The sequence below is a fragment of the Acidobacteriota bacterium genome, assembly GCA_019347945.1.
Classification (GTDB): domain Bacteria; phylum Acidobacteriota; class Thermoanaerobaculia; order Gp7-AA8; family JAHWKK01; genus JAHWKK01.
Genome location: JAHWKK010000010.1, coordinates 31,826 through 46,390 on the forward strand (window position 1 = coordinate 31,826; position 14,565 = coordinate 46,390).

A 14,565-nucleotide genomic window follows, 5' to 3' on the forward strand; every position below is an offset into this window, starting at 1 on the left:
TAGTCGGACGTGCCTCACCCGTCCGACATCTCCGCGCAATCCCGCTACCTTCGGCGGACGCCCGCAACGCGTCGGTGCGAGGAAAACTTTTCGGGCTCGAGATAGCGAGCCGCCGCTTCCACGTCGATCAGCCCGAATCCGTAGACCGGATCGGGTCCCGGATCGCCAAGGTCGTGCGCGGTCGAGCGGAGCGCTGCGACGATCTCGTCGCCAGTCGACTCGGGGGAGAACGCCCGCAGCAGCGCGACGGCACCGGTCACCCAGGGTGCCGCCATCGAGGTACCCGTCCGCGTTCCCCACACCGAGAACTCCTCCGGACCGAGCCAGACCAGCTCCCCCTCGATCGCTTCGAGCAAATGGCCGGTCGACCTTGCGACCCCGACCACCGGCAACCAGTCGCCCGGATCGCGGAGGGAACCTTCGAACGCTCCGCCCCCCTCCTCGTCGTCTTCGTAGAGGTTGAACACGATCACGGCCACCGCGCCCGCGGCCGCGGCGTTTCGCTCTTTCTCCGCGAAAGTCAGCTCGCCACGCTCTATCAGCGCGATCGCACCCTCGACCTCCGCGGGAAAGTCCTCGGGAAACCCGAGACCGCACGCCACGATCCGGCCGCGAAGATCCGGGTCCGGCGCATAACCCATCACTTTCGCGTCGTAACTCGTGCCGTCCGCGGTCGTCACTCCTCTGACCTCGTACCAGTCGGAGGATTCGATCTCGACCCCGGGTGCGACGAAATCGAGGGTGACCCCGCGCTGCGAGAAGGGACTCACGATGCCGTCCCGGTCGACGGATCCGACCGACACCACGCCGGGATGCGACGCGGGATAGCCGAGCTCCTGCGAGTTCGGGAAATCGTTTCCGGACGCTGCGATGATCGTCACTCCCGCGTCGAGAGCCCGGTCGATTGCTTCACGATTCGCAGGAATGTCCTCGACCGAGAGTGAGATGTTGACGACGTCGAGCGAATTCGCAACGGCCCAGTCGAGCGCATTCTGAAATGCACGGTTATAGAGGCGGCCGATTCCGTCGAGAACTCTCAGCATGTAGACGTCGGCGTCAGGGGCGACGCCAACGATACCGTTGGCATCATTACGAGCCGCAATGATCCCGGTGACGTGCGTACCATGTCCGATCTGATCCTTCGGAGGTTCCGCAGAATTGATGAAATTGACGCCCCCGCGGTAGTTGGTCGGAAGGTCGGGGTGCGAAAGATCCATCCCGCTGTCGATCACGCCGACCCGGGCAGTTCCTCCGCGTGTGAAACGCCACAGCGCCACGGCGCCAATCTGTTCGAGCCCATAGGGAACGGTCTGCGGGATGATCTCGGTCGGCAGCGATACGTACTGCGGCTCCAGCGGAGGAATGCCGGGGTCCACCTCGGCCGCAAAGGCCGGGTGGGCCGGTGCCATCACGAGGGCGGCCAGAAGATGAACGGTTGCTCTGGTGAGTTTCTGCATCGCCTCCACGGATTATCGCATCCATGTCCCGTTTGACGAGGAATCGAATTGAGGGTGGCACCGTTTCAAAGGATGCCGGACCCCGGAAAGGCTCGAACATGAGAATCTCCGGATCCATTCTTACAGTCGTACTGCTGACACTCCTCGCCTCCACACCAGCGTCGGCGCAGGTCAACGATACGTACGCAATACCCGCGGTCGCGCATCAGCCAGGCGCGGCGGGTACCGCCTGGCGTTCGGCCCTCCATCTGTTCAATCCGCACACGTACACGCTCGTGATCTCGGTGACCTTCCTCCGTACTCATGGAGAGATCGGCGACGAGGTGATCGTCGAGCTGGGGCCGAACGAATCGATCTCGACCGACGACGTACTCGACGAGTGGTTCGGGACGACGGGCGGGGGTTCGCTTCTGCTCGCAACCTTTCCGGAAGACAATCCCGGGGTTTCCGACGACACGATTTCACGATCGTTTGTCGCCCGGAGCAAGACCTACAACGTGACCCCGACCGGAGGGAGCTACGGTCAGGAAGTGCCCGGAGTCTGGGCCGGGCTGCTCGATTTCGAGTTCGACGGAATCACCTCGATCGCCCATGGTGTGACCCACTCCGGCGTTCCGGGACTGAGCGGTTTCAGAACCAACGTCGGGGGGGTCAACCTCGGAGACGAGACGGTGGTTCTCCTCCTCACGGTGTACGACAGTGCAGGAAATCCGATCGCCGACACGTTCAACCAGCCGCTCGAGTTCCTGCTTCATCCGTATGCGCACGAACAGCAGGGCCTTCCGATCGCGGGGGTGGATCTCACGCTCGAGTTCCTGCTGGACGACCCATCACAGCAGTCGGTCGTCTTTCCGTACGTCACCGTCGTCGACAACCGGACCGGAGACGCGGAGTTCATTCATCCGACGCTGCTGGCCGCGCCATCAGTTCTGTTCAACGGAGTGAGCGGCGCCTCGCGACTCGAGACGAAGAGTGAGCAGCGGGGACGGGAGATCACGATCGACGATGCGCGCAGAGCTCGCGCCAGGACGGCCCGGGTCGGAACGATCCGTTCCGAGGGCGGTGAGGTGAGGGTGATCCCGGATCGGCGTGGTCTGAGTGAGGTGGATGAGGAGTGAGCGTGGGCGGGGAGTATGACCGGGGCCGGACGATTACGATCGTCCGGCTCCGGTGACTTTGCGCGAGGTCAGGCGACCTTGAGCCATCGCCACAGCTCGGGAATCGTCGGACGCTTTCCGTAGGAGAGAATCCCCACGCGGAAGATCTTGGCCGTGATCCAGAACATCACCCAGATGGCAAGGATCGATCCGGCGACCGCGAGCGCCACCTGCCAGAAGGCGGGCTCGGAAACGAGGATGCGTACGAACATCGTGATCGGCGCAAAGAGCGGGAAGAGCGAGAGTCCAACCGACATCGCCGATTCGGGATTGAGCACGATCGGCATCATCAGGATCCAGGGGATCATCAGGATGAGAATGACGGGAGTGATGAACTGCTGCGCTTCCTTCTCCGAGTTGCAGACCGCTCCCGCAATCGCGTACACGCAGACGTATTGCAGGTACGCGAGAATGAAAAAGATCATGAAGTAAACGCCGATTGCTGGTCGGACGAACGAGAAATCCTCAGTCATGCCGGCCGGCATCTTCGAGCCCGCGTAGCCGTACAGGAGAGCGGCCATCCCCACCCATACCGCCAGCTGGGTCAGCCCGACGGCGGCAAGCCCCAGAACCTTACCGGCGAGAAGCTCGATCGGCTTCATCGACGAGATGAGGATCTCGACGACCCGGTCGGTCTTCTCCTGGATGATTCCCCGCATCACCTCGGTGCCGTAGAGAAACGAAGGAAAGATGAGCAGCCCGGCAAAAAGAAACGCGATGATGAAGCCCATGTCACCGCCACGCTTCTCTTCGCCCGAGCGGGTGAGCTGCACGGTCTCGAAGGGAACGGTCTTCAGGATCTGGTCGAGATCCTCGATCGGCAGGCCACGCTCGGCGAGCCGAGTCCGTTGAATCTCACGGTTGACGGATCTCCCGATCCGCTCCTTCGCGACCAGCTCCGTCGCCGAACGACTGAAGTACGACATCTCGGCCTCGGGATTCTCGAATACGTCCCCCGGGATGATCACGACGCCATCGATGACGTCGTCACCATCGTCACTCTTCTCGACCATCCGATCGAGGTACGGCTGCGCGACCTCGCGAACGTCGGGCGAGCCGGAAGCGTCGATCCAGTTCGAATTGATGCTTTGCTGCTCGGCTCCTTCGATCTCCGGACCGCGATCGGTATCCAGAGGCGACCGATCGGCATCCGGCTCTCCCTTGCCCTGCACTTCGGTGACCGCTGCACCGAGCCGGCCCGTTCCGTCGACGACGACGACGTTCTTGCTGCCGAAAGCCTTCGAGGCGAGCAACGCCGGAACGAAAATCATGGCAGCGAAGATACCCGGCATCAGAACGGTGAGAATCAGGAAGGATTTCTTCCTGACCGCCTGCAGATACTCTCTCTTGATGACCGCGAATGTCTTCTTCATGCCGCCGGCTCCTCGTCGCGCAACGTTCCGGCGCCGACCTGGTCGATGAATATCTCTTCGAGTGATGGAGTCGCGATCTCGAACCGCCGGATCGGGATCCGGCCGGTGACGTCGCGAAGCAGTGTCTGGGAATCGGCTCCGTCGCTCATCGTGATCTCGGCGGTGGATCCATGGATGGTGCTTCGCTCGACTCCGGGAAGCGACTCGAGAAACGACGCGTCTCCCTCGAAATCAATCTGAACGCGGTTCCGTGCAGCTTCCCGGCGGATCTGGTCGAGCGGGCCCGAAAGAACGACTTTGCCGTTGTGGATCAGAACGATCTGATTCGCGAGCTTTTCGGCTTCTCCCATCATGTGCGTCGAGAGAAGGATAGTCTTTCCGGAGTCCCGGAGGTCCCGCACGATGTTGCGTACCAGGACGACGTTCACCGGATCGAGACCCGACATCGGCTCGTCGAGGATGATCAGATCGGGATCGTGGAGCAGCGCGCCGATGAACTGGATCTTCTGCTGATTCCCTTTCGAGAGCTCTTCGACCTTCACGTTCTTCTTTTCGAGCAGCTCGAAACGATCGAGCCAGTATTCGGCGCGCTCGCGAACCTCCGGACCGACTCGATCCTTGATCTCCGCCAGAAAGAGTACGTGCTCCATCAGCTTCATCTGCTTGTAGAGACCGCGCTCCTCCGGGAGATAACCGACCCTGTCCTGGAAAGATCCAGCTTCACCTTCCCAGTGAATCGTTCCTTCATCCGGATAGAAAATCCCGGTGATCATCCGGATCGTCGTCGTCTTCCCGGCACCGTTCCGACCGAGCAGGCCGGTGATCGATCCCTTCGGAACCTCGAAGCTCACCCCGTCGACCGCACGGACTTTTCCGAACGTTTTTCTGATGTCGTTCACCTTGAGTATCGTTTCCATCGGGCGGATTATACGGGTTGAACGAGAGGCGAGCGACGAGAGGCGAGCGACTAGGGGTGGTGCGCTCGCTTCGCTCGCGATCTGCGGATCACTGAAGATCTTCCAGGACTCCTCAGTTGATCGCGGCGAACGGAGTGAGCCTCCTTCCCTAGTCCCTAATCCCTAGTCCGTAATCCCTCATACTGGCATGACCATGGCTGAGGCCCCCCGGGATGCCGACACCGGAAGATCTGCAGGCTTTGACGGCCGCTTTCACGATCGTCTTCATCGCCGAGCTCGGCGACAAGACCCAGCTGCTCATCGTCGCTTTCGCCGCCAAGATCGGATTCGCCCGGACCGCGATTACGCTCGTGCTCGGCAGCATCCTGGTGTCGGGAGTATCGGCCTTCCTCGGCGGAGCACTCCAGGACGTTCTTCCGCAGAGAACGATTCAGATCGCTGCAGCGGTATTGCTGATCGGGTTCGGCCTCTTCCTGCTCTTCAGAGGCTCCGAAGAGGAGGAAGAAGAAGTGAAGGAGGTGCGCGCCGCTGGATGGTTTCGGCCGGTGGCTGCGGCGACGACGGTGTTCGTACTCGCGGAGATCGCGGACAAGACGATGCTCGCGACCCTCGCGCTCGCGGCCGGCACCGGACGCCCTCTGCCGGTCTGGGCTGGAGCCTCGGCCGGGCTGATCGCGGCGAATGTGATCGCCATCGCGCTCGTCGGGGCGTTCATCGCGCGCATCTCGGATCGCATGCGCGACGTCGGAGTCGCCGTGATCTTCATCGTCTCGGGAGTGATCCTGCTCCTCTGGTCGTGAGCGAACCCGGTCACCCGTTCCCTGGGAACAGCACACCGAGCCACCCGTTCAGCGCACCTCCAGAACCACCACCGTCAGGTCGTCGCTCTGGATTCCGTTCGAAAAACTGTCAGCCCCGGCGACGAGCTCTTCCGCAATCGATTCCCGATCGGAGCCTTGCAGGATGTCGAGGACTCTCTGTTCTCCTATCTCTTCTCCGTCAGGCGAAGTCGCCTCGATCAGCCCGTCGGTGTACATCACGAGCCGGTCGCCCCTGCGGAGCCTGAACGATTCCTCACGCCAGAGCGAGACCGGAAGGATTCCGACGACCGGACCGGTCGAGGGAATTGAGACCGTCGAGCCACCGCGCGGGCCGGCAGGGGACGGCTCGCTGACGAGCAGAGGCGAAGGATGACCCGCATTCACGATCGTCATGTTCAGACGTGAATCGATCCGTCCGACGATGGCCGTGACGAACCGGTTTCCCGGCATCTCCCGCACGACGACGTCATGAATGCGCGCGACCAGCTCGGCGGGACTCGACGAAGCGCACTCGAAAATCGCTCGATCGAGCTCTTCCTTCATCAGCGCCCCCAGAAGAGACGCACTCAGCCCCTTCCCCGCGACGTCGCCTACCGCGAACCAGAAATCTCCGCCGACCTCCTCGGTGAAGTAGAAATCACCGGTGAACTCGCCCGCGGGAATCGAGATCGCGTCGATGCCGATGTCGGGCGGACGAACCAGCACATCCGGGTGCGGAACCGTACGGGGAGCGAGTATCGTCTCAGGCACTCGCCGTCTCCGGCATGCATCGGAGGCAGGCGCGAAAACCCTTTCGGGCGGCGTCCTCCGCGCTTCTGAACGGAACTCGGTTCTCCTCCCGGATCCTGCGCGCGTCCCTGCAGGAGGGGAAGCAGTAGATTCGCGTCGTGGCGGAACCGACGAACCGTACGCCCTCCCGCGCGAGCGAATCGAGAAGCTCGATCGGTGCCCCCTCGGATCGAAGGACTCTCCGCTTGCGATCAGGGCCGAATGCATAGTTGCCGACGCCGCCACTCGACGGGACGACTCTGTGGCAGGGGAGGACGAAGGGCATCGGATTGTTCGCCATCACGTTGCCGACGGCCCGAATCGCCCGAGGACGGCGAACCGCGCGGGCCACCCAGGCATAGGGCCGGACCTCACCTCGCGGAATCTTTCGGATCGTGGTCAGCACATCGCGCTCGAACTCGGTCAGTCCGCTGAAATCGATTGCATCGAGTCCGATCGGGAGCCCGAGCATCGCCGCTTCGACCGACTTGCGGCAGTTCTCCGGAATCGGCGCGCGTCTCAACTCGCGCCCGAAACGCTTGCGGTAGCGCTCGCGAAAATCACTTTCATCGGCAGCGGCGATGTCGACCATGCGGAGACCGGCGCTCGAGAATGCCACCCAGACGCGGTCACCATCGAGATCGAACGAGTCGTAAGAATCGAGGACCGAGCTGCAGACACGTTCGGCGAGCGACTCGGAAGGGGAGTGACGAAGTGAGCGGGCGAGCGCGGCGAATCCCTCGAGATCAGTGACTGATTCCTCGCAGCTCGGGCAGTCGTCGAGATGCTGACGGATGCGGTCTCGATCCTGCGAATCGATCTCATCGGTGCGCATCGCATCGATATGCGTCAGCACGTTTCGGCATTGCATGATTGAGCCTCTCCTTCCGAGAGCGCTGCTCTCAACAACTTCAGTGAACGGAAGACGCGGCCGCGAAGAGCGGATTCGGTCTGTCCTGTGCACTTTGCGATTTCCTGATACGACATCTCTTCCATGAAACGGAGCACGATCAGCTCTCGGGCATCGTCGGGAAGCGACTCGATCGCGCGCTCGAGCGCGTCCCTTTCCTCCCGCGCCTCGACGATTCCGGTCACCGATATCGCCGGGACTAGCGGGCCGATCCTCCCGTCGTCGAATTCGGAGAGCGGACGCTCCAGATCGTGATTGTGACCGCGCCGCCGGTTGAGCGACAGGTTACGTGCAATCCGAAAGAGCCATGGCTTGAGCGCCAGCTCTCGAACGCGGCGGCCGTCGTACTGGCTCGTGAGCGCGTGGTGTGCACGAACGAATGCGTCCTGCACGACTTCCTGCGCGTCGAGAGGACTCTGGAGCAGCCTGTTCGCATAGTTGAAGAGCGAGGTCTCGAACCGCGCGACCAGCCGCTCGAAGGCGCCGTCCCGTGATTCATGTACGGCGAGGGCGAGTTGTTCGCTGTCAGCGGTCAGAGCCGTTCCTCCTGTCCAGGTGCTTCTCACAATCTCAGTAACACGGCATCGGGCCATCGCGTTCGCGCTTCGGTCCGGACCCTCCGCGCCACCATTCTGCTACGCTCGCGAGGTGGCGTCCGAGATCATTTTCGACGAGGTCGGGTACGAGGCAGGTGAAACCACGATTCTTTCCGGAATCTCGATCGCCATTCACCCCGGCGAGACCGTCTCGTTCATTGGTCGGAGCGGCGCCGGAAAGACCTCGGCGCTCCGAATGATCAACGGGCTCCTCTTCCCGACTGAAGGAGCTGTCACCATCGATGGTGAGACGACTAAAGAGGTGGATCTCATCGAGCTGCGAAGGCGGACCGGCTATGTCATCCAGGGAACGGGCCTCTTTCCCCATCGGACCGTTTTCGACAACGTTGCCACCGTCCCTCGACTCCTCGGATGGGAGGAGGGGCGCGTGGCACTCGAAGTCGATTCGATGCTCGAAGCCGTCCGGCTTTCGGCGCCGAAGTACCGCTCGCGGTTTCCCCGGAGCCTGTCGGGGGGCGAGAGACAGCGCGTCGGGATCGCCCGTGCACTCGTCGGCAAGCCGGACATTCTCCTCTGCGACGAGCCGTTCGGCGCGCTCGATCCGATCGTTCGTCTGGAGCTTCAGGAGCTCATCAGAGACCTGAAATCGCGCCTCGGAGCGACGGTCGTGTTCGTCACCCATGATCTGACCGAAGCGCTGCGGGTCTCGGATCGGGTGCTGCTGTTCGAGGCGGGAAGCGTCGTCGTCGAGGCGACGACCGCGCAGTTTCTCCAGTCCCGGGTCCCCCTGGCCAGAACGTTCATCGACGCGGCGGGAGTCCGAGCATCGTGACGGGGGAGCTCGGCGCGCAGATCATCCGGCTCACCCTCGAGCACATCCGGATCGTCGGGATCGCGGTGATCGTGGCTACCATCACGGGGATACCCCTCGGTCTCTGGTGCGCGACCGGGACGATGGCAGGGCGCGCGGTGCTGCGTGTCGTCGACGCCGTGCAGACAGTTCCGTCATTGGCCATGTTCGGCTTCCTGATTCCGGTCCCGTTCATCGGAGGAATCGGAACGAAAACCGCGATCGTCGCGCTCGTTCTCTACTCGCTCCTCCCGATCGTCCGGAATACGGTCATCGGAATCCGGGAGGTCGACCCCGATGTGAGGGAGGCCGCCGTCGCGATGGGTATGACCACAGGTGAGGTGAGGCGACAGATCGAGATTCCACTGGCGCTGCCGGCGATCATCGGTGGTGTCCGGCTCGCGGCGATCATCGGGATCGGTGTGGCGACGATCGCCGCGGCGATCGGAGGTGGTGGGCTGGGCGATTTCATCTTTCGAGGAATCGCGATGGTCGACACGACGCTACTGCTGGCAGGGGCGCTGCCGGCCGCCGTGCTCGCGCTCGCCGCGGACCTGATTTTCACGCGGATGGAACGAACGATCGCACGAAGGATGGGCCGATGACGCGGTTCATCTCGATCACTCTCCTCGTGATCTCGTCTGCACTCGGATGCGCCGAGGCCGGGCGGGACCGCATCGTCGTCGGATCGAAGAACTTTACCGAGTCGGTGATCCTCGGGGAGCTCGTTGCGCAGACGCTCGAAGCATATGGGTGTGCCGTCGACCGAAGGCTGAACATGGGAGGGACCTTCGTCGCCAACAGCGCTCTGCGGTCGGGGGACCTCGATGCCTATCCCGAATACTCCGGAACCGCACTGACGGCAATCCTCGATCATGAGCCCGTCATGGACCGTGAAGAAGTGAGGAGAATCATCACCGAGGCGTTCGAGCGCTCCGGGATTGAGTGGAGCCCGGATCTCGGGTTCGAGAATACGTTCGCGATGCTCGTGCGGGCAGAGGATGCGGAGAAACACTCGCTCCGGACCATCAGCGACCTCGTGCGGGTACAGGAAAGCTTCCGGCCGGGATTCGGATACGAGTTCGCGGACCGCGCGGACGGATGGCCGGGACTGCTCGAAGCCTATGGGCTCGAGTTCTCGACGGCTCCACGGACCATGGATCTCGGATTGACCTACCGGGCGCTCGAGAGCGGCGAGGTCGACCTGATCGCGGGCAACTCGACCGACGGCCTGATCGACAAGCTCGGCCTCGTCATGCTCGAGGACGATCGCGAGTATTTTCCGCCTTACGATGCCGCAATCGCCTACCGCGCCGACATCGACGGGAAGTGCTCCGGAGCGAGCGGCGCTCTCGACGGGCTCGGCGGAGCCATCGATGAGAGCGAGATGCGCCGGATGAACCACGCCGTCGATGCGGAAGGCCGCACGCCCCCCCAGGTCGTCAGAGAATTGCGCGACCGATTGGAGTAGAGCGGACGGCTCCGGGATCAGGTGTTCTGTTCGACGAAGGTCTCGATGTCACCCGGCTTCCGGAGCATCTTGTCGACCTCCCACAGATGCATCTGCTCCTCGTAGACCTTCTGCCGGCTGTACTCCTCGAGCGTGACGTCACGGTGCTCGACCAGTGTCAGCAGCTCCTCATAAAGCTTGAGTCCCTCCCGCTCGGTGCCGAGCGCCTCCCGGAGAATGTCTCCGATGTCGTGCTTGTGTGTTTCCAGGAGTGGTCCGACCTTGAGCGAGGGATGTTCACCGAGTGAGGTGAGCAGCTCGCCCGCCTCCTGCGCGTGGGTCATCGACTCGTTGGCCTGCTCCCGGAGCCAGGAGACGATCGGGATCCGGGTGTACCCGAAAACCATGAACGAGTAGTGCGTGTAGCGCACGACTCCTGCAAGCTCCATTTCCAGGATGCGATTCAGCAGATTGACGACTTTTGGTTTGTCCAGTTCTTTGCTCATGCCGTCGCCTTATGCGATTTGCGAGCCGCGATGAAACGACTGGGAATCTTCTTCGGCATCGTTACCATCGCTGGTGGCATTGCGATCGGCCTTCAGGCTGCCCGCAGCGAGTCCGGCGAGGAAGATTCCGCCGCTTCGGAGGTTCTCGAGGAAGCTGGCCTGACCGTCACCGAGGAGATGAGGCGACACAGCCTGACGCGCAACGTCATCTACTTCGGCGGGGCCGCCGCCAGCTGGATCGCCCTCGCAGTCCTCCTCTGGAGCGGGTGGTCCAGGCGGATACGGAATGTTTCGGAAAGGGTCACCGACGGCCGTCTCGGCTCGCGTCTTCTGTACGCTGCACTGCTCGTGACGGCCCTTTCGCTGATGCTCTTTCCGATCGAGCTGTACGCCGGCTTCATCGTTCCTCACCAGTACGATCTGTCGAACCAGTCGTTCGCCGAATGGCTGATCGAAGGAGTCAAGGGCTTTCTGATCGCCGTCGTTCTCTCGGCACCTCTGATGGCGGGTGTGCTCGCGCTGATCGACCGCTGGCCGAAGCGATGGTGGCTCGCGGCCTGGGCGCTGAGCGTGCCGCTGACGATCGTGCTGGTCTTTCTCGCGCCGATTGTGATCGAGCCGCTCTTCAATGACTTCAAACCGCTCGGAAGGTCGGCGCTCGAAAAGCGGCTTCTGAATCTCGCAAATGACGTCGGGATTGCGGACTCGCGGGTTTTCGAGGTCGACAAGTCGAAGCAGACGAGGACGCTGAATGCCTACGTCACCGGAGTCGGAACCTCCAAACGAATCGTCATCTGGGACACGCTGCTCGATGCGATGAGCGATGACGAGGTGGTGTTCGTGATGGCACACGAGATGGGACACGACGTCCGCCATGATTTGTGGAAGGGGATGGCGTTCTCGGCGGTGGTGACGTTTGCCGCGTTCGGGCTCGGATCGATCGTCATCGCGCGAGGGATCTCGCGTTTCGGGCGCTCCTGGGGCGCGCGGGGACCATCCGACCCGGTCGTGCTTCCCTGGATGCTTCTCAGCGGCTCGGTGCTGATGTTCCTGATCAGCCCCGGCATCAACGCCTATTCACGGGCGGTCGAGCGTCGGGCAGACCTTTTTGCGCTCGAGCACACCGGGCTCGCAACGGACGGTGCGAGCGCATTCGCGACGCTTGCGAAAGCCGCGAAGACTGACCCTGATCCGCATCCGTTCATCCGATTCTGGCGCTACGGCCATCCCACGATCGTCGAGCGGATCGAGCTCGCGCTTCGATGGGACGAGGAGCACGCGCGAACCGGCGACCGGCAGCGCTGATCGTGTTACGAGACTTCCGATCGGCCGATCGCAGCGTGTCTTCTGTTTCGCAAGCTCGATCAGCGGCGGCTCAGCAGGAGCTTCGCCCTCCCGGTAATGGGGGAAGTCGCGCAGCTCGGGACGGGCCGGCTCAGCAGGAGCTTCGCCCTCCCGGTAAGGGGCGAAATCGCGTAGCTCGCGACGGGACGGCTCAGCAGGGGCTTCGCCCTCCCGGTAAGGGGGGAAATCGCGCAGCTCGGGACGGGGCCCGGTGATGCGGAAATCGCGCAAGCTCGAGACAGTGCAGCGCAGCAGGCACGCTGACCTTGCCAGGAAGCCGCGCGCCCCGGCCGATTGTCTATAATCGGGCACGCCGTCCGGCAGAAGGGATCCCAACCGAATGAGCACTTCAGAGGCTGAGAGAACCGCAGATCGTGCGTCCGCCGTCGTCGACGCCGCCGAGAGCCGAAACGAAAAGAAGAAGCGGAAGGAGAAACTCGACGAGCTCTGCGTCAATACGATCCGGTTTCTGGCCGTCGATGCCGTCGAGAAGGCGAACAGCGGACACCCCGGCACGCCGATGGGGATGGCGGACATCGCCTATGTGCTCTGGACCGAATTTCTGCGGCACGATCCGAAGCATCCCGACTGGATCGGTCGCGACCGCTTCATCCTTTCGGCCGGCCACGCCTCGATGCTCCTCTATTCGCTGCTTCACCTCACCGGATACAAGGAGATGACGCTCGATCAGCTTCGCGATTTTCGCCAGTGGAATTCGAAAACGGCCGGCCACCCCGAGTACGGCCACGCTGCGGGAATCGAAACCACCACGGGCCCACTCGGCCAGGGGTTCGCCAACGGTGTGGGAATGGGCCTCGCGGCAAAGATGATGGCCGCCCGATTCAATTCCGATGAGAACGCGCTCATCGATCACTACGTCTACTCGATCTGTTCCGATGGTGACCTGATGGAAGGCGTCGCCTCCGAGGCCGCGTCCCTCGCCGGACATCTCGGTCTCGGCAACCTCATCTACTTCTACGACGACAACCTGATCACGATCGAAGGGGAAACCCGGCTCGCGTTCTCGGAGGATGTCGGCAAAAGGTTCCAGTCCTATGGCTGGCAGGTGCAGAAGATCGACGGCCACGATCGCGACGCGATCCGTCGGGCGATCAGAAAGGCGCAGCGGGAGAAAGCGAAACCTTCGCTGATCATCTGCCGGACGATCATCGGATGGGGGGCGCCGAATCTTCACGGAACCGCCGAAGCGCACGGCGCGCCGCTCGGTCCCGAAGAAGTCCGCTTGACCAAACAGGCGCTCGGATGGCCGCTCGAAGAGTTCCACGTCCCCGATGGGGTCCGGGAGCACTTCGAGAAGAAGACGAAGAAGCTCGTTCGGTCACGGCGTGCATGGGACAGGAAGATGCGGCAATGGCGTGAGACGAATCCCGAGATGGCGGCGATGTGGGACGGGTTCTGGAAGCACGAGATGCCGGCAGGCTGGATCGACACCCTCGTGAAGGGTGTCCGAACCAGTGAAAAGTCGGCAACACGATCCCTCTCCGGGAAGGCGATCCAGGCTCTGTCGAACATGGTTCCATTCCTCGTCGGCGGATCGGCGGATCTCGGACCCTCGAACAACACGACGATCAAGGGAAGTCAGAGCATCGCCCGAAAATCAGTCGAGGGACCACCGCCGGATCGGGACGTCTTCACCGGACGGAATCTTCACTTCGGTGTGCGGGAGCACGCCATGGGAGCGATCGTCAACGGGATGACGCTGGCAGGACCATGGCGGGCCTACGGCGGAACGTTCCTCATCTTTTCCGACTACATGCGACCGAGCATCCGTCTCGCGGCGCTGATGAACATTCCATCGATCTTCGTATTTACACACGATTCGATCTTTCTGGGAGAGGACGGGCCGACGCATCAACCAGTCGAACATCTCTGGGCGTTGCGGGCGATCCCGAATCTCCATCTGTTCCGTCCCTGCAGCGACGTCGAGACGGCGATGGCGTGGGGATGGGCCGTCGTGAAGAGCTCGGGTCCCACGGCGATGGCGTTCACGCGTCAGAAGCTCGCACCGGTCGAGTACCCCGACGATTTCGATCCGGAAACCGTCTGGAAGGGAGCTTACGTTCTCCGCGAGAGTGAAGGTGATGATCCGGTGACGCTGCTCGCCACCGGCTCCGAGGTTCCCGTGGCGATCGAGGCCGCGGAGCGACTTGCGGGTCGTGGGCAGCCGGTCCGGATCGTCTCCGCTCCATGCCTCGAGCTGTTCGACGCACAGAAACCGGCGTACAGAAAGAGGGTGCTCGGCGACCGATCGAGGATCGTCACGATCGAGGCGGGCTCGACGATCGGCTGGTACCGTTACGCTGACGACGGCGCGCTCCACATCGGGGTGGAGCGGTTCGGTGCTTCCGCGCCAGCGGAGGTTCTGGCCGAAAAGTACGGGCTGACCGCCGATGCGGTCGTGACCGAGATCGAGAAATGGCTGGCAGCGAAGTAA

The 14,565-nt window shown here is 62.6% G+C and carries 14 protein-coding genes; 7 read left to right on the forward strand and 7 right to left on the reverse strand.

The features are described 5' to 3' along the window. Nucleotides 1-44: 44 nt before the first annotated feature. Complete coding sequence (locus KY459_08305; GenBank protein MBW3564712.1) at nucleotides 45-1,457, reverse strand: S8 family serine peptidase; 1,413 nt, start codon at nucleotides 1,455-1,457, stop codon at nucleotides 45-47. A 98-nt stretch (nucleotides 1,458-1,555) separates the two neighbouring features. Here KY459_08305 and KY459_08310 point away from each other — a divergent pair, with 98 nt between their 5' ends. After that, nucleotides 1,556-2,575 carry a hypothetical protein gene (locus KY459_08310; protein MBW3564713.1) on the forward strand — a complete coding sequence of 340 codons (1,020 nt, stop codon included), beginning with the start codon at nucleotides 1,556-1,558 and terminating at the stop codon, nucleotides 2,573-2,575. Between the two features lie 68 nt (nucleotides 2,576-2,643). On the opposite strand, the gene KY459_08315 is transcribed toward KY459_08310, so the two are convergent. Together KY459_08315 and KY459_08320 are read right to left on the reverse strand one after the other, a co-directional pair. Continuing rightward, the gene (locus tag KY459_08315) at nucleotides 2,644-3,987 is read right to left on the reverse strand and encodes an ABC transporter permease (protein ID MBW3564714.1); all 1,344 of its coding nucleotides are present in this window, start codon (nucleotides 3,985-3,987) and stop codon (nucleotides 2,644-2,646) included. After that, complete coding sequence (locus KY459_08320) at nucleotides 3,984-4,904, reverse strand: ATP-binding cassette domain-containing protein (protein MBW3564715.1); 921 nt, start codon at nucleotides 4,902-4,904, stop codon at nucleotides 3,984-3,986. The genes KY459_08315 and KY459_08320 overlap by 4 nt, the downstream gene beginning before the upstream one ends. 212 nt (nucleotides 4,905-5,116) lie before the next feature. On the opposite strand from KY459_08320, the gene KY459_08325 reads away from it, so the two are divergent. Next, the gene (locus KY459_08325) at nucleotides 5,117-5,704 is read left to right on the forward strand and encodes a TMEM165/GDT1 family protein (GenBank protein ID MBW3564716.1); all 588 of its coding nucleotides are present in this window, start codon (nucleotides 5,117-5,119) and stop codon (nucleotides 5,702-5,704) included. Between the two features lie 48 nt (nucleotides 5,705-5,752). Here the strand turns inward: KY459_08325 and KY459_08330 are convergent, their stop codons facing one another. The 3 genes from KY459_08330 to KY459_08340 are packed head-to-tail and all read right to left on the reverse strand — an operon-like array spanning nucleotide 5,753 to nucleotide 7,969. Next, entirely contained in the window at nucleotides 5,753-6,475 is a 723-nt protein-coding gene (locus tag KY459_08330; GenBank protein MBW3564717.1) for a serine/threonine-protein phosphatase, read from the reverse strand. Next, the gene (locus KY459_08335; protein ID MBW3564718.1) at nucleotides 6,468-7,364 is read right to left on the reverse strand and encodes a methylated-DNA--[protein]-cysteine S-methyltransferase; all 897 of its coding nucleotides are present in this window, start codon (nucleotides 7,362-7,364) and stop codon (nucleotides 6,468-6,470) included. Before KY459_08335 ends, KY459_08330 begins: the two co-directional genes overlap by 8 nt. Further along, nucleotides 7,343-7,969 (reverse strand): RNA polymerase sigma factor, encoded by a 627-nt coding sequence (locus KY459_08340; GenBank protein ID MBW3564719.1) that lies wholly within the window; start codon nucleotides 7,967-7,969, stop codon nucleotides 7,343-7,345. The genes KY459_08335 and KY459_08340 overlap by 22 nt, the downstream gene beginning before the upstream one ends. Before the next feature lie 82 nt (nucleotides 7,970-8,051). On the opposite strand from KY459_08340, the gene KY459_08345 reads away from it, so the two are divergent. The 3 genes from KY459_08345 to KY459_08355 are packed head-to-tail and all read left to right on the forward strand — an operon-like array spanning nucleotide 8,052 to nucleotide 10,281. Further along, a complete protein-coding gene (locus tag KY459_08345) occupies nucleotides 8,052-8,792 on the forward strand; it encodes an ATP-binding cassette domain-containing protein (protein MBW3564720.1) in 741 nt (246 codons plus the stop codon). Next, a complete protein-coding gene (locus tag KY459_08350; GenBank protein ID MBW3564721.1) occupies nucleotides 8,786-9,415 on the forward strand; it encodes an ABC transporter permease in 630 nt (209 codons plus the stop codon). The genes KY459_08345 and KY459_08350 overlap by 7 nt, the downstream gene beginning before the upstream one ends. Beyond that, complete coding sequence (locus tag KY459_08355) at nucleotides 9,412-10,281, forward strand: ABC transporter substrate-binding protein (protein MBW3564722.1); 870 nt, start codon at nucleotides 9,412-9,414, stop codon at nucleotides 10,279-10,281. Before KY459_08350 ends, KY459_08355 begins: the two co-directional genes overlap by 4 nt. A gap of 17 nt (nucleotides 10,282-10,298) precedes the next feature. Here the strand turns inward: KY459_08355 and KY459_08360 are convergent, their stop codons facing one another. Next, on the reverse strand, nucleotides 10,299-10,766 hold the full coding sequence (locus tag KY459_08360) for a bacterioferritin (protein MBW3564723.1): 468 nt from the start codon (nucleotides 10,764-10,766) through the stop codon (nucleotides 10,299-10,301). A gap of 30 nt (nucleotides 10,767-10,796) precedes the next feature. Here KY459_08360 and KY459_08365 point away from each other — a divergent pair, with 30 nt between their 5' ends. Both KY459_08365 and tkt read left to right on the forward strand, forming a co-directional pair. Next, nucleotides 10,797-12,071: a M48 family metallopeptidase gene (locus KY459_08365; protein ID MBW3564724.1), complete on the forward strand. Its 1,275-nt coding sequence runs from the start codon at nucleotides 10,797-10,799 to the stop codon at nucleotides 12,069-12,071. A 379-nt stretch (nucleotides 12,072-12,450) separates the two neighbouring features. Continuing rightward, nucleotides 12,451-14,565 (forward strand): transketolase, encoded by a 2,115-nt coding sequence (gene tkt / locus KY459_08370; GenBank protein MBW3564725.1) that lies wholly within the window; start codon nucleotides 12,451-12,453, stop codon nucleotides 14,563-14,565.

Excerpts from the sequence above, each read along its gene's own strand:
- KY459_08305 (MBW3564712.1), bottom strand. The coding sequence starts at position 1,457 with ATGCAGAAACTCACCAGAGCAACCGTTCATCTTCTGGCCGCCCTCGTG.
- KY459_08310 (MBW3564713.1), top strand. The coding sequence starts at position 1,556 with ATGAGAATCTCCGGATCCATTCTTACAGTCGTACTGCTGACACTCCTC.
- KY459_08315 (MBW3564714.1), bottom strand. The coding sequence starts at position 3,987 with ATGAAGAAGACATTCGCGGTCATCAAGAGAGAGTATCTGCAGGCGGTC.
- KY459_08320 (MBW3564715.1), bottom strand. The coding sequence starts at position 4,904 with ATGGAAACGATACTCAAGGTGAACGACATCAGAAAAACGTTCGGAAAA.
- KY459_08325 (MBW3564716.1), top strand. The coding sequence starts at position 5,117 with ATGCCGACACCGGAAGATCTGCAGGCTTTGACGGCCGCTTTCACGATC.
- KY459_08335 (MBW3564718.1), bottom strand. The coding sequence starts at position 7,364 with ATGCAATGCCGAAACGTGCTGACGCATATCGATGCGATGCGCACCGAT.
- KY459_08355 (MBW3564722.1), top strand. The coding sequence starts at position 9,412 with ATGACGCGGTTCATCTCGATCACTCTCCTCGTGATCTCGTCTGCACTC.
- KY459_08360 (MBW3564723.1), bottom strand. The coding sequence starts at position 10,766 with ATGAGCAAAGAACTGGACAAACCAAAAGTCGTCAATCTGCTGAATCGC.
- KY459_08365 (MBW3564724.1), top strand. The coding sequence starts at position 10,797 with ATGAAACGACTGGGAATCTTCTTCGGCATCGTTACCATCGCTGGTGGC.
- tkt (MBW3564725.1), top strand. The coding sequence starts at position 12,451 with ATGAGCACTTCAGAGGCTGAGAGAACCGCAGATCGTGCGTCCGCCGTC.